We start from the raw sequence: 19,130 nt of genomic DNA, 5'->3' as shown, positions 1-19,130 counted from the left end.
GAGATATATTGAGGTGTAACAATACATGGAATATGTATACAGAAGGCTTAATATCTATAACTATGATGATAAACAGCTAGTAAAACAACACATTAGAACAATTGATATGATATTATTTTATTTTATAATATCAAATTTGTTTCTGTTGAGATTTATTAAAGTTAATTATGAGCTGTTCTATATATTGGATTTTTTCCTCTTGATATATTCTCTAATTCATTTAAGAAATATTAGATTTAATATATCCTTTGTAGGTTATACTTCTTTTTTAGTGCTATTGATGATTATTGGATCGAATATCGAAAAATTCGGGTTTAATGAAAATGTAATAAATAATCTTTTGATGATATATACACCTTTATGTTATTTTGCATATTTTTCGTACCTGAAAAAAACTTACTCGCTAGATGTATTGGAAAAACTTTATAGTGTATGTTTCTATTTGCTCAACATTCATTTTGTTATAAATACTATAATTATATTTATTCAAATTAAGACTACTTCGTTTCTAATAGGTAGATTTTTAGCAGGGAATCCACATCCATTTGACCATTGGACTGGATTAGTTGGGATGAATGGAGTAAGTGTTCTAAATTTTTTATGGATAGTTACTGTGTTATTTAACATGTATAAAATCAAGAAGACTAAGTCACAATTAATGATTGTTTGGCTTGCAGTTCAATTCTCAATAATGGGATACTTGTCTATAGCAATAGATAATAAAATGTTAATTCAAACCCTATTGATATTCGTTTTTATATTTTTCTTAATAAATTTTTTGACTTCTGATAAATTCGTAATAACTAAAATTACACTGTTGACTCTTTTATTCATATCTATTGCTTTCGTTGGCATTACGTTTTCTAATTCACAATACGAATATGTTTCTGAAGATACTTTCATTAGTAATTTTATTTATGATCCAAATTCTGTCCCAAGTCCTCATAATGAACGAGCTTATTTAAACTACTTAGCTTACTATAAATTTGATGCCTCTAGTCAAGGAATTGGTTTTTCAAATGTTAATTTAAATAATCAAACAATACATGTACATTTAGGAATAAATAGTTCCTCATTATTATTAATACTGGGTGGCTTGTTTTTCTTAGGCTTTACAATTCATATATATACTTTAGTTTTGTATAAGTGCATAGAAATAAAAGGGGGAAGAATAAAAAAAATAATAATCTATTTGTCATTATTGATTACTATTACTACTTGTGCTTATGCTACACAAATTTTTAGAGACCAATATATTACAATAGCCTTGTTTTTAATAACTTTTATTTTTTACCTTACCTCTAATAAAAAAGAAACAAATACTGCTTGAAAATATTTTCGTAAGACAGATTGTCTATTCTAGTGCGATAGTTCAATATAATAAGATTTGAGGGTATTTCCAGCCTAAACAGTTTCTTAATTAGCTGTTTGGAGAGCGATCTACCAGTGGCTTTAAAAAGCCGTTAAAATCTAAATACATTTCAACAGCTAATACACAAAGGTAAATGACGCAAACCTCGCCCTTTATATTCTTTTGGAACTTCGTCTACACGAATCAGACATTTTGTCCATGTATAATTTTGAATTAGTTGTCGCAATTCCATTATAAAATCCGTCATTATTATTTAGTATTAGAGGTGGTTATGTTGAGCAGACAAAAGAATAGATCAAATATAAGAGGAATAAAGCAAGTAATAATCGTAGCTCTCTTCCTGCTATTCTGGGTTCTGTTCATTCTGTTCATGTCCACAAGGACATATCAGCAGCAGACCATTCGCCCTCTTCTCATCCAAACGGTTCAGAAGCTGGATATTGATTTCGAGCTGCCTGATATCCGAATCAGCTATGGAGGTCATACCAATTCGCTCCGCAATAATCCATATGGCTTCACGGAGTTCGTATTCCGCAAATGTGCTCACATGTTCGTGTATGGTATCTTAACGCTGGCCGCTCATATGATCCTGAAAAAGCGGTGGGGACCTGCCCTTAAAGTCTATTGGGTGCCGTTGGTCATTACTTTACTTATTGCATGTGCAGATGAGTTTCTGCAGCGATTCTCCGCAGGCAGGACGCCCTCCTTCGATGATGTATTGCTGGACTTGACCGGAGGTTGTATAGCTATTCTTCTATATGTATTGGTTCAGTATGTGCAGCACAAAAGGAAGGTCTAAAGCCTCTTCCTCTCTCATACCTTGAGTTACAAGGGACAAGAGAGGAGGAGGCTTATTTGATGTTGCGTAAACGACGAGCAAATGGTCTGCTTAAGATCGCGGCTACCTTACTCATCGTGGGTCTGTTAGCTCTGCTCTTCTTCAGTATTCAAGGGGTTATGAAGTCTAATGAAGAAGAAGATGCACGTAAAGCCATTGAACAATTCTATACATATGAGCAAGAGGGCGATTTCGGGAGCTCATGGGAGCTGTTTCATTCTCTGCTGCAGGAACGATATAAGAAGCCGGACTATGTCCAGACCAGGGCCCATGTGTTCATGCAGCATTTTGGTACGAATACCTTTAAATATGAAGTATCTGAACCGAAGAGGCTGTTTGATGTTCAGCTCATAGAAGGAAAAGAAGCGCTGGCCGAAGTCTATGAATTCACCGTGACCCAGATCTACCATTCTTCCTTTGGTAACTTTAAGATTGTACAGCCCGTATATGCTTCTCAGGAGTCCGGAGAATGGCGCGTCCTGTGGTCGTTTGATAAGGCACAAGAGTTCTAGCTTAGATTCGTATTTAATGGGGAAAAAGCACCTTATTGCCAAGAGCCTGTTCTCTCTTAGCAATGAGGTGCTTTTTGTCGTGTGCTCGTACATAGGTCATAAGACGAATATTTTTACAATTTGTCCTATTTCTGCAGAACCATACGTACAATAAAGTAGGTCAAGACCGGAGCCCCAACGATAACAGCGACCGGAACCACGGAGATCGTTCTTGATGCGCTTCTCCTTAGTTTACGAATCGTTTTCTTCAACACACGTTCCCCCTAGAGAAAAATGTACTTCAATACAAATTGTATCATTGGAAGTCCTGCTCTGTGAATGCTTATGGCATGTTTTTCATGAAAACAAGTGAAAATATCTCTTAGATAAGCGTTTTCCCGCCCTTTTCCTGGTTAAATATCTAGTAACCCTCGAAAATTCTTGACAAAAATATGGGACTCTATTATGTTCAAGATACAATTTGTATCGAAAAGAATCGATTTATGCGGTTGGTTGGACGATTGCCCCTGAAGTTGGTTTCACAGGAAATGAAACTATGTGTCTTTATGAATGGAGGACGGCTGAAGTGATCGTGACAAGTCGATTTTATTGTGTCGCCTGTGGGAGGATATTGTCGGTAGACACGGAATATCCAATGGAGTCGAGAGGAATAGAAGAGGCCAAAGTCTCAGGTAGTCTATCATATGAACAGTCCATATCCAGGATGAAAGACCTTCCCCATATCATACCTAATCAGGTCTTCCGGACCGGATTCTACAGAAATGAAATGCCGCTAGGCTATTGTATCTGCTGCCAGAACGGTGAAGAGGCTGTGGAAGAGCAGCAGGAAGCCGCTCCCACTGCAGAAGAGGAGCATTCGCCGTCTCCCGAAGCAGCGCAAGAGGAACAGAATTGCTTCATTCCCTCGAATACGCGGGACAGGTTCTCACAGATTATGTTACACTAGGCACGAAGCTTATAAGTGAGAATCCTTGCTCGAATTACGATTCGAGCATGATCAAGAGGGAGTGAACTATGACATGCACCAAGAACCTGTCGTTCGTATGCAAGGTGTAAGTAAGGTCATTTCTTCCCGCCATCTCGTGCAAGACCTGACTCTGGATATTTATCCAGGCCAGGTCTTTGGTTTTTTAGGGCCCAATGGCGCGGGGAAGACGACCACAATCCGCATGATGGTTGGTTTGATGTCCATTAGTAGCGGGGATATCTTCATCGCCGGTCACAGTGTGAAGACGCAGTTTGAGGATGCCATCCGTGAGGTTGGCGCGATTGTAGAGAATCCGGAGATGTACAAGTTCCTGACAGGCTACCAGAACCTGGTTCATTTTGCCCGGATGTCACCGGGCGTGACCAAAGAGAGGATCCAGGAAGCGATTGAGCTCGTTGGCCTCCGAGACCGGATCCATGACAAGGTCAAGACGTACTCTCTCGGCATGCGTCAGCGGCTTGGCGTCGCACAAGCCATTCTGCATCGTCCGAAGCTGCTCGTGCTGGACGAGCCGACGAATGGATTAGACCCGCAGGGTATTCGCGAGCTGAGAGATTATTTGCGCAAGCTCACCCTTACCGAAGGGACGACCGTCTTCGTATCGAGTCATTTGCTGTCCGAGATGGAGCTGATGTGTGATACGGTCGCGGTTATTCAGGATGGGAAGCTGATTGATGTTCGGCAGCTGAGACCGGAGAGTGGAGCTCTTGAAGTCCTAGAATATACGTTTGAGGTGAGTGATCCCGAGTCGGCATTCGAGCTGGCAGGACAGGGACGTACTGAGGGTCCGGTGCTGAGCATATCTTGTACAAGAGATGACGCCGCCGAGCTGAATGCAAGACTAGTCCAACATGGCATCAAGGTGTATGGTATACGGGCGCGAACAAGCACCCTCGAAGATCAGTTCCTGGCCATGACGGGAGGTAAGCGTCCATGAGTAACTTTTTGATGCTGGTACATAATGAGAATATGAAGATCTATCGCCGTGTACGGACTTGGGTGATGCTCGGGATTATTATTGTGATGTCGATTCTGATTCCTTATCTGCTGTCCAGCACAGGGGGTGGTGCTTCAACCCACTATTGGGAAGGCGCCATGCTGACGGTGTCGTTCATCAGCTTTCTGAATACGATCTTTGCGGTCGTCATTGCGGCAGATTCGGTGGCAGGTGAATTCTCTTGGGGGACGATTAAGCTGCTGCTGATTCGGCCATGGACCCGAAGCAAGATTCTGGCTTCCAAATATGTGTCGGTACTGCTATTCAGTCTGCTGACGACCTTGCTGATGACAGGGTTATCGCTGCTTACTTCCTCGGTGCTGATGTCTACAGAGCCTGTTGTGTCAGAGATGCCGGGGGATTACACACCTGCAGGCTATGCGCTCGTCAGCTGGCTGTATGAATATGTGGACTTGTTTATCACCTTGGCGATCGCATTCATGGTATCCACCGTATTCAGATCTGGAGCGCTTGCCATCGGGTTGTCTCTATTTATCTTGTTCACCCAAGGGATCTTTGGTCTAATCTTCGATCCGGAACGGTATTCCTGGGCGAAATACATTCTGTTCACCAATATGGACCTTAGTCAATATATGTTCGGTTCGAGTGACAGTGTAATGAGTCTGGGCTTCTCCATTACGGTGCTTGCTGTTTATTATGTTCTATTTATGGGTATAGCCTGGTATGTCTTTCACAAGAGAGACGTGGCAGCCTAGAATAGAAGTCTGGTCATTCGATTAGGACATGAATGGAGGAAGTGAACTTGGCTCAAACCAACAGGTTTTTCCGATTCTGTATCGGTATAATCCTGATCCTGCTTGTTATCTTCTTGGGTGACAAGGTCAAATTTATTTTTAATCCGCTGATTTCTTTACTCAGCGTAATCTTAGTGCCGGCGATGCTGGCAGGCTTCTTCTATTATCTGCTGAGGCCGCTCGTTGAGCTGATGCATAAACGAAGAGTCAATCGGACGCTCGCCATTTTCCTCATTTACCTGGTATTCGGTCTGATTATGGCTGGATTTATTATCGGGATCTGGCCGTCGCTGCGGGAGCAGTTCCTCGCGTTCATCGAGAATGCGCCGAATTTGATTAAAATGCTGACAGAGCAGGTCCAGGAGCTGGAAGAGAGCGGAATACTGGCTCAGTTCCTGCCGGAGGGAAGCAATATTTTGTCTCGGATCACTGAGGTTATTGATCAAGGGTTTACCGTGCTTACCGATTACATGTCCGGTGTAGTCTCCTTCTTCTCCAGCTTCATTATGGTCTTGTTTGTCACTCCGATTATTCTCTACTTCATGCTGAAGGAAGGCGGGAAATTCGGGGAGAAGATTGTGGGCTTCATGCCAAAGCGTTTCCGTGACGTGGGGACGGATCTGATGGATGAGATCGACAGCTCTCTCAGTGGATTCATCGTCGGGCGTGTCATCATCAATGTGGCGCTTGGCGTACTGATGTACATCGGATTTCTGTTTATCGATCTGCCGTATGCCCTGCTGCTGACCGTGATCGCGGTCATTATGAACTTCATCCCCTTCATCGGGGCATTCCTGTCATCGGTGCCGATTGTGATCATTGCCTTTATCCAGTCCCCTTCGATGGCGATCTGGGCACTGGTTATTATCCTTGCTGCACAGCAAATTCAGGATAACCTGCTGGCACCGTATATCTTCAACAAATCGCTCGATATCCATCCGATCACGACGATTGTTGTGGTGCTAGTGGGTGGCGACATTGCAGGCTTGATGGGGGTTATTCTTGCCATTCCGTTCTATATGACGCTGAAGATCGTAATCACCAAGGTGTATCATATCTTCTTCAAGGACAAATGGGAGAAGGCATAGCCTTACAGCGCCGGAATTCGTATTCTATTAAAAATAAAAACCAATAAGGCCCGCAGATCTGTCACGAACAGACATGCGGGCCTTATTCTTTATATAATAACGAATTACTCTGCGAGTGCGGCTTCTTCTTCGCCTTTTGCGGTAGTCAGAGGTTCTCTAGGAATAACAGCGACCTTCAGGAAGCGGTTCTTCTCTGCCTCCAGCAGAACGAAGGTAAGTCCTTCAAATTCGTATTCTTCTTGTTCATTCATTTCCGGCTGATGACTATACAGCCATCCTCCAATCGTATCCCATTCGTTTGTGTCCAGGTTGGCGAGGAGTAGATCATTCACCTTGGACAAGGATACCTTCCCGTTAAATATGATGTAGTTCTCATCCACGAACTGGATTTCTTCTTCCTCATCGGCGTCGAATTCATCCCGAATCTCTCCGACGATCTGCTCCAGCACGTCTTCAATCGTAACCATACCCGAGGTTCCGCCATATTCATCAACCAGGATGGCAATATGATTGCCTTCCTGCTGCATCTTGTGAAGCAGTTCTTTCACCGGAGTTGTTTCGTGAACTGCAGGAATCGGATGAATGAGGCTGGCGATATCAATGTCGGAGGAGCTGCCTCCGTAATATTCCAGGAAAAATTGCTTCGTATTAATGATGCCGATAATATCATCCTTATTCTCATTCACGACCGGGAACCGGGTGTACTGCTCTTCACGAATGATGGCAAGATTCTCTTCGACGGATTTGTTGACGTACAAGCATACCATATCGGTTCGGGGAACCATGATTTCCTTAGCGAGCATTTCATCAAAGGCGAAGATCCGGCTTACATATCCAAATTCGCTCTGATTAATCTTGCCGCTCTCGAAGCTCTCGTTAATAATAATCTGCAGCTCTTCCTCAGAATGAGCCTCTTCGTGCTCAGAAGCAGGTTTAACGCCAAACAGCTTCACAAGACCATTGGCAGAGCCGTTCAAGACGAAAATAAATGGGTACATGATTTTGTTAAACCAAATGATCGGTTTGGCCGTTAACATTGCGACCGTTTCTGCCTTTCGAATTGCAACCGTCTTCGGTGCCAGCTCGCCGACAACGACATGTAAGTAAGTAATCACCATAAAGGCGATAAAGAAGGACAATAATGATCCTACGGCCTCCGGTAACTGCATTCTTTCAAATAGAGGGTGCAGAATCTTCTCTATGGTCGGTTCCCCCAGCCATCCGAGTCCCAGCGAGGTAATCGTGATCCCCAGCTGACAGGCGGATAGATAGCCGTCCAGATTAGCAACCACCTGCCTAACCGCGGCGGCTCTTTTATTCCCTTCTGCGATCAGTTGATCCAATCGACTCGTCCTTACACGTACAATCGCAAACTCTACTGCGACAAAAAATGCCGAAAAACCAATCAATACGGCCACTAGGACCAGGTATAACGCGTACCTACTACCTTCTTCCATTTCACATCTCTTCCTCTTCATGAATTTAAACTATAAAGCGAATCAAATTCAACAGATAAATCATGTATGAACTTGATTCAGTTTATCGAATATTATAGCTCAATTCAGTGCGCGTGGAAATACGCCCTAAAGTACAGTGAATGTCAAGTACTTTAATTACAAAGCTATTTTTGTGCGGACAGCCTATATTTTTTCCTTCTGACATGCATGTTTCTTGCAAAAAATTGTCACACTGTATAGATGACTCCGAATCCTTACATAAGAAGGGGGCTGGCATATGATGTGGCTGGTCATCGTTATACTGATCTTATTTTATTTCCTGCAAACCGTCCTCTTGTTTGTACTGGAGTATGAGAGACCGGCCAAGGCAGGAGTATGGATTCTAATCTCCATCACCCTGCCTGTTATTGGAATAGCTCTCTATTTCCTGGCCGGCCGTCCCTACAAGCGAATGAGAAAGCATGTGAAGACGGAGGTGTGGGAGCACATTCATCAGCACCTTGCTTCGCAGACCAACGTAATAACGAAGGCAGAAGACATGCAGAGAGAGACATTTACAACACACACCAGGCTGTTTAACTTGCTGTCCCATACTCCGAACAGTGCGATTACGGGCTGCAACCAAACGAAGTATTTTACAGAAGGTGAACCGCTGTTTGCTTCCCTGCTGCATGATATAGAGAAGGCGCAGCATCATATTCACATTCAGTTTTATATTTTTCGTGATGACATTATCGGCACCATGTTTCAGGATCTCCTCATTGAAAAATCCAAGCAGGGCGTGAAAGTCAACATCATCTGTGATGGATTCGGCAGCAAAACCCTCCCTAAGCCCTTCATTCAGAGAATGAAGAATGAGGGGATCGAGATCCACTTCTTTCTGCCGCCCGGCCTTGCGATGAAGCTTCGCAAGCTGAACTACCGCAACCATCGCAAGATTGTTGTCGTCGACGGAACGATCGGATATACCGGTGGGATGAATATCGGGGATGAATACCGGGGTCAATCGCAGAAAATGGGATTTTGGCGTGATACGCATATGCGGATCAGCGGGGATGCGGTGTACTTCCTGCAGACAACCTTTCTCAAGGACTGGGAGATGGTATCCGGTCAGACCGTAGATGAGGAGCTTATATCTTCCTTATTTCCGCCGCATGACTGCCAGGTCAATGAGCAGGTTCAGATTGTGGAGAGCGGACCGGATGAGACGCGGCATCTGATTCAGGAGGTATGCTTCAGTGCCATTACACAAGCGAGCAAGCGGATCTACATTACAACACCGTATTTCATACCAGACGATGCGCTGATGACTGCACTGAAGACAGCCTCCTATGCGGGTGTGGATGTACGCATTCTAATTCCGTATGAGGCGGATTACGCGATTGTGCTGCAGGCAACGCTGTCTTATGTAGAAGAGCTGCTGACGGCGGGAGTTCAGTTCTATCGTTATAAGAAAGGCTTCATTCACTCGAAGGTTATTATCGTCGATGATTTGCTCGCTACAGTGGGCTCGGCCAACCTGGATATGCGCAGCTTCTACAGCAATTTTGAGCTGACGTCGGTCATGTATTCAAAGAGTGCGATCGATAGGCTGGTGCAGGATTTTACAGGCGATCTTACGCACAGCATGAAGGTCGAATTAAGCACGTTTAGTCAGCGTTCAAAATTAGGCAAATCCACCGAAATCCTATGTAGGTTATTATCTCCTCTACTCTAAGGATTTGGGATGATTTCTGTCATAAAAACCTGCTTTCTATTCCATTATCTCGTCTTTGCTTACTCTTTTAGTGTTTTATGGAGTCGGAATATGATATAATAAAGTCTCAGGTCATGTCTTGCGGACATAGAAAGCTTAAAAGAATAGGGGGGATTCTATGTCAAATATGACAACGAAGGAAATGATGCCGAGTCCGGGCAAACAGACGAAGGCAAACAGTTCTCCAATTAGCTTGAAGCTGCTGCAGCGTGCCATCATGATTTTGGTCGGTGCATCGCTTATGGCTATAGCTCTTGAGATTTTTCTAATTCCCAATGGCGTAATTGATGGTGGTATCACAGGGATATCCATTATGGTGTCACAGCTCTCCGGCCTGCCGCTTGGTGTATTGCTGACCTTGTTCAACCTGCCGTTTCTTCTGATTGGGTATAAGCAGATTGGCAAGACCTTTGCGGTATCTACATTGTTCGGTATTGTTATTATGTCGATCGGAACGCATCTATTGCATCACGTTCAGGCGTTAACGCCGAATGAGCCGCTTCTTGGTGCTGTATTTGGCGGTGTGATCCTCGGCGTGGGGGTAGGACTCGTCATCCGTTCAGGAGGTTCTCTGGATGGGACGGAGATTGTTGCCATTCTGCTAAGTGCAAGATCTCCATTTTCGGTCGGACAGGTCGTGCTGGTCATTAATGTGTTCATCTTCGTTATGGCAGGCTTCGTGTTTGGATGGCCGAACGCGATGTATTCCATGATTGCATATTATATTGCGATGAAGATGATTGACGTCACGATTGAAGGTTTGGATCAATCCAAGTCGGTATGGATCATTAGTGAGAAGTACCGGGATATCGGAGAAGCTCTTACAGATCGTCTTGGCCGAGGGGTTACATACCTGGATGGAGAAGGCGGATTCAGCGGGGATGAGAAGAAGGTGATCTTCGTCGTCATTACGCGTCTGGAGGAAGCCAAGCTGAAGAGCATCGTAGAGGACTGGGATCCACAGGCCTTCGTAGCGATTGGTAATATTCATGATGTAAAAGGCGGACGTTTCAAGAAAAAAGGCATTCATTAGCGAGCGATTCGTTCGGCTATTGGTATTTGTATAAAGAAACCCGGTATTCCTAACATTTTAGGAGTACCGGGTATTTTATTATGCGCGGAAGTCCGGTGTACGAGATACGTGATATACACACTTTTTGTGCGGTTGTGATCTACTTCTTATTCTTCAGGTGCTTCAATATATTCTCCAGTGGCTGCGGCGGCAGAGCGGAGAGGAGATCACCTTTTTCGGCCAGACGAGCGCCAATATTGAGCAAATGGAAGTCCTTCGGTCGTACGTCTGCGGCCACCTCATCCCATAACAGAGGCGTCGAGACGGAGGCGTGTTCCCTGGCGCGTGGAGTGTAGGGGGCGGCCAAGGTTTTACCACCATAATGCTGGAGATAATCAAAATATATTTTGTTGCCCCGATCCTTCTTCAGTCGTTCCAATGTGAATAAGTCTGGATGCTTCTGGCACACGTACATGCCGACAAAATGACCAAGCGTCCGAAGCTCCTCGAACGTAATCCCGCTCTGGATGGGCACAATAATCTGCACACCTGTAGCGCCCGATGTCTTGGGTACGGATTGAATGCCAAGTGAACTTAGGGTCTGCCCGACGATGTGCGCAGCTTCCATTATTCGGGGTTCTTCCGGCAGGCTGGGGTCGAGATCAATCATCCATTCACAGGGCAGCTGACTGCCTGCATAATGAAGCGAAGGATGAAACTCAAGCGCGGCAAGGTTGCCAAGCCATAGAAGGACTGGCAGGTCCTCCATTACGATGTAATTGATCCCTTCGTGGACAGCTGTCTTGACATAGGGAGGGAGGGGCTCAGGCGCATTTTTTTGATAAAAAAATTCTCCATGAATCCCATGCGGATACCGGATCGTCGTGAGCAGGCGGTTCCTGCAGTATTTCAGCAGATAGGGGGAGAGCTCTGCCAGCTTCTGCAAATACATGGCTTTGGTAACACCGGCTTCTGGCCAGAGCGGCTTGTCTGGATTCGTAATCGTAATATCCTGTCCTTCAATTTGAATCGTGCCCTTGATCGAACGCGGCATAGGTCAGCTCTCCTCCTTCTGTGATACTTGGCATTCTGCTGCAGGGACGTGAGGGGCGAGGCTCTCTATTGTAGGGTGGCGCATCGTTCCGCCGGGAGTCCATTCGAGAAAGGTAACACGTACGACCAGCTTGGGCTGTATCCACAGTGCCCCTTGATTTCTACCCGGTACATTGACAAAAGGCATATGCTGTACACCCATGCTCAGCACTTGTTCGGTAAGGTTCCGCCAGTCCTGCACTGTAAATCTGCCGGTTCCGGCATGTCCGATATACTCCAGCTCTCCCTGTTCGTTATACAGACCAAGCAGAAGAGAATTAACGACCTTGTCTCTGAATGTAACGCCGCCAATTACGGCATACAAATCTCCGTTCTTCTTGCGTTTCTGCCACCGATTGTCTTTGCCGTCTAGCGCGTAGGTACTGTTCAGATCCTTGACGACGACACCTTCGAGCTGCTGTGCTTTGGCCGCTTCAAACAAGGCATTGCCATCCGGAAAATTCTGTACCAGCTGAACCTGCGGATGAGGCTTGATTATCTCAGCGAGCAGCTGCTGCCGTTCCGACAGCGGTCTGTCCGTAACCCATACTCCATTGAGGTACAGAATATCGAAGACCATGTAGGTAACCGGAACACTCTTCAGGCCTTGCCGGATACTGCGCTCGCTTCGAAGACTGTCTCGCCTCATGATTTCATGAAAAGACGGCTTGCCCTCTCTGAATGCAATCAGCTCACCATCGAGGATAAAAGAAGAAGCGGATGAATAGACATCCGCTTGTGTGAATTCGGGATACTGCAGGGTTCGGTCATTCCGTTTGCGATTAATGAGCTTCACTTCTTGCCCGTCATAATACGTTAGCATCCGGACACCGTCCCATTTTACTTGAGCAATCCAGGGAGGGCCGACAGGAAATAGATTCGTTCGAATCGGTTCAAAAGGAATGACCGGTTTAAGTTCCATGCAGCTGCTTCTCCTTACATACTGAAATTATTTATGATTGATAGGTCAAACGAATGCCAATACCAAATGGATCGGTAACATAGCCTTCTGAATCCTGAGTAGTTACGTTATATCCGCCGGACTGAAGACGCAGCAGTGTATCTTCGAACGTTTCTTTACCCTCAAATACGATGGTGAAATAATCGATTCCTACCGCATCGTGAGGGGTAGCCGGAGCATTTTGACCCGCCCAAATATTAAGTCCGATATGATGGTGATACCCGCCAGCCGACACGAATACAGCCTGAAAGCGCGGATCATCCAGCACGATATCAAACCCGAGCAGCTTGTTGTAGAATTCGCGGGCTGCTGGGAGACTGGATATATGAAAGTGCACATGACCGATAACGGTGTCTGCAGGCAGTCCTGTGAACGGTTTGTCGCCCGCCAGCGCGAGCAGTCCGTGAACATCGACAGGATCGGTTCCCATAATATAATGATTGTTCTCATCGCGGCGCCATACACTTCGTGGCCGGTCAGCGTATATCTCAATGCCGTGCCCGTCCGGGTCATTAATATAGAGTGCTTCACTAACACTGTGATCGCCTTGCCCAATTTCAATTCCGCTGTCGATCAGGTGGCGAAGCGCAAGGCCCAGAGACTCACGGTCCGGCAGAAGAATTGCATAATGGTACAGTCCAGCGTGGCTTCTTGGGCGGATCGGCTTGGCGTCCGCAAGCTCTTCCAGTATGACAAGTGAGCGCACACCGTCACTGGTCAGTACAGCCTGATTCCCTTGTTGAGACAGCACCTTGAGTCCTACGACCCGTTCATAAAAATCAATAGAGCGTGTAAGCTCGCTGACGCGAAGCTTCACTTCACCGAGTGTCGTTGCGGGATGAATAGAGTATGTCATGTTTGTATTTGCCTCCTTGATCATGTCCATAGATGGAGTAGTTAAAGAAACTAAAATTACTAACCTACACTAAGTTACTTTATGTAAGTTAGTATATAGTGTACCCTTGGACGCGTCAATGGCAGCTGTGCTGAATATCCTGATGCAGAACCCGATTAATCTGCCTGTGGAACTGGAAACGCTTAAGCTCCGGTCTCTTTCTTTTTGGCGGTTTTTCGCTTCGTTGTCTTTGGCTTGACAACGGGTTCATCGCGATGGTTGTCTTCTGCGGAGGCGGCCTTTTTACGAGTCGTCCGTTTCTTGGCAGGCTTGGCCGGTCCTGGATCGGTAACAATCGGCGGCTGCTGCTGCGTGGCCTCAATACTAGCTTGAAGCGCAGCCATAAGATCGACGACGTTCGCTTCCGGCTTGGCAGGAGCAATCTTGTACTCTTCGCCTGCGACTTTATGATTAATGAGTTCAAGCAGTCTTTCACGATAATCGTCGGTATATTTCTCCGGGTCGAATGGCGTACTAAGCTGATCGATCAGCAGCTTGGCCATGTTCAGCTCTTTGTCGTTCACGGCAATATTCTCGGGCAGATTAGGCACCTGGGATACAGGGCGGATCTCATCAGGGTAGAAGATCGTTTCAATGGCAAGGCAATCCTCAAGCACCCGAATGGCGGCAAGGCTGCTCTTTGAACGGATGGAGATCTTGGCAATTCCGATCTTGCCCGTTTCCCGCATAGCCGTCATCAGCAGCTGGTACGCATTACCTCCGGACTGATCAGGAGATAAATAGTAGGTCTTCTGAAAATAAATCGGATCAATATCCGTTAGATTCACAAAATCCAGTATCGAAATGTTCTTATTGGCCTGCTCAGACAGCTGATCGAGCTCATCCTTCTCAAACAGTACGAATTTTCCCTTCTCATACTCGTATCCCTTCGTAATCTCCTCCCATTTGACTTCAACCTCACAGGATGGACATTTACGAATATAGCTGAGCGGACTGCCGCATTCGGTATGAATGTATCGCATCGAAATATCCTTGTCCTCCGTAGCAGAGAACATTTTGACAGGGACGTGAACCAGTCCGAAGCTGATGGCTCCTTTCCAAACGGTATGCATGACGATCCCTCCTTCAAATAATCTGTAGCGTGATCTTTCTTCATATTATGGGCAAAAAAAGACGTTTGTAATCTTATTCATGGAACGTGAAGAATGGCTTAGTCAGAGAATGATGCATGATTGGTGCTTCATCCGGACATATTACGGATTAAAAAGGGTGAAGGAGAGAAGACATGTCCAGAACAAGTGATATGTACGAGCCGGACAGAAGAGACAGGGAAAATGGAGATGCGGCTGGATCGGATCGATTCTGGGATGCGCTCAGCGGCACGGATATGCTCGCAGCCGATATGGTGGACTGGGAAGAGGTCACCACGCCGGAAGCAAGAGACGAAGAGAGTATAGAAGAGACGGCATTTGACGTGGATCGTATGGTGAACGAAGGCCTGGGCGGTGGCCAGGTCACTGACGACAATGGTTATATCGGAGACAGCACTTCAGATGCCCTATTTGATGAGCATGAGCTGGAGATTAATAATGAAGAAGGAGACCTATAACATGATGGATGCAAACCGTGCAAAAGCGATTTATGAAGCGAAGGAAAATATCTCGGTTAAGCTGGATGGTGAACAGCCTATATGGATTGAGCATGTGGATGTAGAAAACCAAATGGCAACCGTGCAGATCGGCAACAACCCGCTGGAGACACATACGGTACGAGTGGATCGTTTGGTCGAGAGCTAATCATATGATAGTGAATATGCACCCGGGGGCTATGGTACCCCGGGTTTTGTGTGTCTTCCTTACCTTGCTTGGACAGATGGGGAACTATATAATGAGGTGAAGGATTTGCCCTGATAACTAGCGAATGGTTTGCTTACGATAGATCGAAAGAAGGTTAGCATATTGAAATACGAGCATCAGGAGTGGGTGTACCACTCCAGTAGTGTACAGGATACGGAGCGGCTCGCTGCCCGTCTGGCCAAGCTCGCTGTGCCTGGCTCGGTTATCGCCCTTGATGGTGATCTGGGTGCAGGGAAGACGGCATTTTCCAAATATTTTGCACAGTATTTAGGTGTAGAGGGCGTTGTGAATAGTCCGACCTTTACATTGATTAAGGAATATGAAGGCAGACTTGCGTTATATCATATGGATGTCTACCGGATAACGCTTGACGAAGCCGAGGGACTCGGGCTGGATGAATATTTCTATGGCAGTGGAGTAAGCTTGATTGAATGGTCCAGCATTATCTCGGAGCTGCTGCCGGAGGCACATTTGCATATCCAGATGACGGTAACAGAGACGGGAGATCGTATCATTCGCTTGAATGGTTATGGCTCGCCGTACACGGATTGGTGCGAAGATTTGAAGAGAAGTGGAGTCGATTGAGGATGAAGGAAGAACGGAAGCCGCGTGAGCGGTTTTTGGCGTTGGATACGTCAACAGCGGTACTCGCTGCGGCATTAATGGAGAACGAGACGGTGCTCTCTGAGTCGAATTCACGTGCGGAGCGGAATCATGCCGTCCATGTGGTTCAGGCACTGGAGGATCTAATGAAAGAACAACATATAGAGCGATCTGAAATCGGCGGCATTGCCGTTGGGATCGGACCTGGTTCCTACACTGGTATTCGCATCGCTGTTACAGCGGCGAAGACGCTGGCTTGGGCATGGGATGTGCCTGTTGCAGCTGTGTCCAGTCTGGAGGCACTTGCTTGGGGAGGGCTCGGTTCCTTCAAGGGCAATAAGGGCATCGAAGCAGCTGTAACAGATTCCGGAAATCGGGCGAAGTCAGAGCAGTCCAAATACTGGGTCGTTCCCCTGATGGATGCAAGAAGAGGACAGGCCTACACTGCATGGTTTGAAGGGTCCGATGGTGATAAGCCGGTGCACCGGCTTGAAGAGGATGGCATCCGGCTGGTCGAGCCATGGACGCAGAAGCTTGCTGCGCAGTATGAACAGACCGATGCTGCGGGCCGGCCTGCTGGCATTATTTTTGCAGGGGACGTGTCGCAGCACGAAGAGACGATCGAGAAACTGAGAGAACGTTTGTCTTGCGAGCTTGTGTTGATGCCGTATGACATGGAAGGAAGATATGTGGGCAAGCTGGGTTCGCTGAAGCTTAAGGCAGGTCAACACGATGATGTGCATACGCTCATACCGAATTACACACAGCTTGCGGAAGCAGAAGCGAATCTTCTACGCAAAGGATGAAGGGAGTCGTACGTTGAGGCATGGAGAGCAAGGAGCAGACCGGGCGGTTAGAATTTAGATTCATGAAGCTGGAGGACATTCCAGATGTACTCGTCATAGAGCAAGAGTGTTTTACCCTGCCGTGGACGGAAACGGCTTTTGTGAATGAGCTGACACAGAATCATTTTGCAAAATATATGATCATGGAACTGGACGGTCAGGCTATCGGCTATTGCGGAATGTGGACCATCGTGGATGAGGCCCATATTACGAATATTGCGGTGAGAGAAGCCTATCGTGGACGCAAGCTGGGCGAGAAGCTGCTCCATGAGATGATGAAGACGGCAGCTTACCTCGGCATGACGAGAATGACACTTGAAGTTCGGATATCGAATACCGTAGCCCAGAACCTATATAAGAAAAAAGGATTCAAGCCATCAGGACTTCGTAAGGGGTATTATTCCGATAATAATGAAGATGCGCTGATCATGTGGGCGGACTTGCCTGCCAGCATCGATCATGGTTCTGATGGTAAAGAGGAAGGAAGTTTAAAGGATTCATGACACATTCATCCGATACATTACAATCCAGTTATATACTTGCAGTCGAGACCAGCTGTGATGAGACCTCGGTATCTGTCGTCAAGGACGGACGCGAGGTATTAGCAAATCTCATCTCCAGCCAGGTGGAGACGCACAAGGCATTTGGCGGTGTCGTTCCGGAGGTGGCATCCCGCAAGCATGTTGAGGTCATCACACTAATGATCGAAGAGGCGATTGCCGCTTCGGGAGTGAAGCCGCAGGATCTATCAGCCATTGCAGTCACTCAGGGACCAGGTCTTGTCGGGGCACTGCTCGTTGGTATTGTTGCCGCGAAGACACTGGCGATGGCACTCGGCAAGCCGCTCATTGCAACCCATCATATTGCGGGGCATATCTATGCGAATCGTTTGATCGAGGAGCTGCAGTATCCAGCTATGTCATTGGTGGTGTCCGGAGGACATACGGAGCTGGTTCATATGGAAGCGGAAGGGAAATTTGAAGTCATCGGCCGGACTCGTGACGATGCGGTAGGCGAAGCCTATGATAAGGTGGCGCGTGCACTAGGTTGCCCGTATCCGGGAGGTCCCCATGTGGATCGTATGGCGCATGAGGCAGATCACGCTGTGGCCCTGCCTAGAGTCTGGCTCGAGGCCGATTCCTATGAATTCAGCTTCAGCGGACTCAAATCCGCCGTGCTTAACGTGGTGAACCAGGCCTCTATGAAGAAGGAGACATTGGACCCGGCAGCGGTTGCCCGGGGATTCCAGGAATCCGTTGTTGAGGTGCTGGTTGAAAAAGCCATTCGAGCCGTGCGTGCCTACGGTTCGAAGCAGCTCCTGTTAAGCGGAGGCGTCGCTGCAAACCGTGGTCTTCGTAAGGCGCTGGAAGAGCGCTGCGCCAAGGAAGGTATTCATCTGCTGATTCCACCGATGGAATATTGTACAGATAATGCAGCCATGATTGGCGCGGCAGCACATCTGAAATGGCAGCGAGGCGAGCTGGCCGGTCTTGATCTGCAGGCTCAGCCTGGATTGTCACTCGAAGCGTGGTCCGTTAAGTCGTAAGTGTGGTAAAGTTTATATAGAAGACAATAGAAGCTCGTCTCTCAATACAGACGAGCTTCTTTGCATTTGTCGAGGAATCATTTCACTCGCCAGGATATTGGTTTCGGTTATTTTTGGTCCAATGTATGTGACTACGATTTTTTTGTTGTTGAAGGGCGGAAAATAGCATGGAGGATTGTGAGTTACGGCGGAATTGAACGAGCATTAGCTAAGATAATAAATAAGGAAGAATACAGCCTATAAACTAGCGAATTATAATAGCCACTTGCGTGTGCAATCACGCCATGTATTTTTTCTTATGTCGAAATTAAACACAGCAATTACTCAAAAGTCGTAAAATGTCAATATGTGCACAAAATTATCCACATATCCGGAAGATTTTGGGGATAAATAGCAAAAGTCGAAATTGGACGTGTTTTCGAAAATGAATGAAAATAACTTCATCCAGTAACCATAAAATTGTGGATAGTGTGGACAATTTAGTGGATAATATTGGTTTTTTCTATAAAACACCTACCATAACGCCAAAAAAACAGCCTCATCGGCTGTTTCAATGGATATATTATCCACTTTTGTTGTGGATAATGTTGTTAATT

At 46.3% G+C, this 19,130-nt stretch carries 21 protein-coding genes; 15 read left to right on the top strand and 6 right to left on the bottom strand.

Going from position 1 to position 19,130, the window contains the following annotated elements:
- Window positions 1–25 precede the first annotated feature (25 nt).
- From BLW49_RS18565 to BLW49_RS18555, 3 genes are all read left to right on the top strand, one after another.
- The gene (locus BLW49_RS18565) at window positions 26–1,330 is read left to right on the top strand and encodes a hypothetical protein (RefSeq protein WP_090726098.1); all 1,305 of its coding nucleotides are present in this window, start codon (window positions 26–28) and stop codon (window positions 1,328–1,330) included.
- A gap of 313 nt (window positions 1,331–1,643) precedes the next feature.
- Window positions 1,644–2,171, top strand: a complete 528-nt coding sequence (locus BLW49_RS18560; RefSeq protein WP_090726096.1) for a VanZ family protein — start codon at window positions 1,644–1,646, stop codon at window positions 2,169–2,171.
- A 59-nt stretch (window positions 2,172–2,230) separates the two neighbouring features.
- Complete coding sequence (locus tag BLW49_RS18555) at window positions 2,231–2,722, top strand: hypothetical protein (protein ID WP_083655764.1); 492 nt, start codon at window positions 2,231–2,233, stop codon at window positions 2,720–2,722.
- A 125-nt stretch (window positions 2,723–2,847) separates the two neighbouring features.
- Here the strand turns inward: BLW49_RS18555 and BLW49_RS29265 are convergent, their stop codons facing one another.
- A complete protein-coding gene (locus BLW49_RS29265; RefSeq protein ID WP_256209821.1) occupies window positions 2,848–2,973 on the bottom strand; it encodes a hypothetical protein in 126 nt (41 codons plus the stop codon).
- A 314-nt stretch (window positions 2,974–3,287) separates the two neighbouring features.
- Here BLW49_RS29265 and BLW49_RS18550 point away from each other — a divergent pair, with 314 nt between their 5' ends.
- From BLW49_RS18550 to BLW49_RS18535, 4 genes are all read left to right on the top strand, one after another.
- Window positions 3,288–3,668 carry a hypothetical protein gene (locus BLW49_RS18550; RefSeq protein ID WP_090726094.1) on the top strand — a complete coding sequence of 127 codons (381 nt, stop codon included), beginning with the start codon at window positions 3,288–3,290 and terminating at the stop codon, window positions 3,666–3,668.
- A gap of 73 nt (window positions 3,669–3,741) precedes the next feature.
- Complete coding sequence (locus BLW49_RS18545; protein WP_090726092.1) at window positions 3,742–4,647, top strand: ABC transporter ATP-binding protein; 906 nt, start codon at window positions 3,742–3,744, stop codon at window positions 4,645–4,647.
- The gene (locus BLW49_RS18540; protein ID WP_076312020.1) at window positions 4,644–5,423 is read left to right on the top strand and encodes an ABC transporter permease; all 780 of its coding nucleotides are present in this window, start codon (window positions 4,644–4,646) and stop codon (window positions 5,421–5,423) included. Before BLW49_RS18545 ends, BLW49_RS18540 begins: the two co-directional genes overlap by 4 nt.
- Window positions 5,424–5,470: 47 nt before the next feature.
- Window positions 5,471–6,550, top strand: a complete 1,080-nt coding sequence (locus BLW49_RS18535) for an AI-2E family transporter (RefSeq protein ID WP_076312019.1) — start codon at window positions 5,471–5,473, stop codon at window positions 6,548–6,550.
- Window positions 6,551–6,654: 104 nt separating this feature from the next.
- Here BLW49_RS18535 and BLW49_RS18530 read toward each other — a convergent pair whose 3' ends face one another.
- Entirely contained in the window at window positions 6,655–8,007 is a 1,353-nt protein-coding gene (locus BLW49_RS18530) for a hemolysin family protein (RefSeq protein ID WP_090726090.1), read from the bottom strand.
- A gap of 277 nt (window positions 8,008–8,284) precedes the next feature.
- Between BLW49_RS18530 and cls the strand changes: the two genes are divergently transcribed.
- A complete protein-coding gene (gene cls, locus BLW49_RS18525; protein ID WP_090726089.1) occupies window positions 8,285–9,724 on the top strand; it encodes a cardiolipin synthase in 1,440 nt (479 codons plus the stop codon).
- 184 nt (window positions 9,725–9,908) lie between these two features.
- Window positions 9,909–10,796 (top strand): YitT family protein, encoded by an 888-nt coding sequence (locus BLW49_RS18520; RefSeq protein ID WP_076312598.1) that lies wholly within the window; start codon window positions 9,909–9,911, stop codon window positions 10,794–10,796.
- 139 nt (window positions 10,797–10,935) lie between these two features.
- Here the strand turns inward: BLW49_RS18520 and ligD are convergent, their stop codons facing one another.
- The 4 genes from ligD to BLW49_RS18500 form a co-directional block, all read right to left on the bottom strand.
- Window positions 10,936–11,829 (bottom strand): non-homologous end-joining DNA ligase, encoded by an 894-nt coding sequence (gene ligD / locus BLW49_RS18515; RefSeq protein WP_090726087.1) that lies wholly within the window; start codon window positions 11,827–11,829, stop codon window positions 10,936–10,938.
- Window positions 11,830–11,832: 3 nt separating this feature from the next.
- Window positions 11,833–12,789 (bottom strand): ATP-dependent DNA ligase, encoded by a 957-nt coding sequence (locus BLW49_RS18510; RefSeq protein WP_090726085.1) that lies wholly within the window; start codon window positions 12,787–12,789, stop codon window positions 11,833–11,835.
- A 31-nt stretch (window positions 12,790–12,820) separates the two neighbouring features.
- Window positions 12,821–13,684 carry a VOC family protein gene (locus tag BLW49_RS18505; protein WP_090726083.1) on the bottom strand — a complete coding sequence of 288 codons (864 nt, stop codon included), beginning with the start codon at window positions 13,682–13,684 and terminating at the stop codon, window positions 12,821–12,823.
- 182 nt (window positions 13,685–13,866) lie between these two features.
- Window positions 13,867–14,796 carry a non-homologous end joining protein Ku gene (locus BLW49_RS18500; protein WP_090726081.1) on the bottom strand — a complete coding sequence of 310 codons (930 nt, stop codon included), beginning with the start codon at window positions 14,794–14,796 and terminating at the stop codon, window positions 13,867–13,869.
- A 173-nt stretch (window positions 14,797–14,969) separates the two neighbouring features.
- Between BLW49_RS18500 and BLW49_RS18495 the strand changes: the two genes are divergently transcribed.
- From BLW49_RS18495 to tsaD, 6 genes are all read left to right on the top strand, one after another.
- The gene (locus BLW49_RS18495; protein ID WP_090726079.1) at window positions 14,970–15,293 is read left to right on the top strand and encodes a hypothetical protein; all 324 of its coding nucleotides are present in this window, start codon (window positions 14,970–14,972) and stop codon (window positions 15,291–15,293) included.
- A 1-nt stretch (window position 15,294) separates the two neighbouring features.
- The gene (locus BLW49_RS18490; protein WP_370510356.1) at window positions 15,295–15,480 is read left to right on the top strand and encodes an H-type small acid-soluble spore protein; all 186 of its coding nucleotides are present in this window, start codon (window positions 15,295–15,297) and stop codon (window positions 15,478–15,480) included.
- A 162-nt stretch (window positions 15,481–15,642) separates the two neighbouring features.
- Window positions 15,643–16,125 carry a tRNA (adenosine(37)-N6)-threonylcarbamoyltransferase complex ATPase subunit type 1 TsaE gene (tsaE, locus tag BLW49_RS18485; protein WP_090726077.1) on the top strand — a complete coding sequence of 161 codons (483 nt, stop codon included), beginning with the start codon at window positions 15,643–15,645 and terminating at the stop codon, window positions 16,123–16,125.
- A 2-nt stretch (window positions 16,126–16,127) separates the two neighbouring features.
- A complete protein-coding gene (tsaB, locus tag BLW49_RS18480) occupies window positions 16,128–16,949 on the top strand; it encodes a tRNA (adenosine(37)-N6)-threonylcarbamoyltransferase complex dimerization subunit type 1 TsaB (protein ID WP_090726075.1) in 822 nt (273 codons plus the stop codon).
- 20 nt (window positions 16,950–16,969) lie between these two features.
- A complete protein-coding gene (gene rimI / locus BLW49_RS18475) occupies window positions 16,970–17,491 on the top strand; it encodes a ribosomal protein S18-alanine N-acetyltransferase (RefSeq protein ID WP_076312010.1) in 522 nt (173 codons plus the stop codon).
- Window positions 17,488–18,534: a tRNA (adenosine(37)-N6)-threonylcarbamoyltransferase complex transferase subunit TsaD gene (gene tsaD / locus BLW49_RS18470; RefSeq protein WP_090726073.1), complete on the top strand. Its 1,047-nt coding sequence runs from the start codon at window positions 17,488–17,490 to the stop codon at window positions 18,532–18,534. Before rimI ends, tsaD begins: the two co-directional genes overlap by 4 nt.
- Window positions 18,535–19,130: the final 596 nt, after the last annotated feature.

The organism is Paenibacillus sp. PDC88 (genome assembly GCF_900106725.1).
Classification (GTDB): Bacteria; Bacillota; Bacilli; order Paenibacillales; family Paenibacillaceae; genus Paenibacillus; species Paenibacillus shunpengii.
This window is presented reverse-complemented; position numbering and strand designations above follow the sequence as displayed.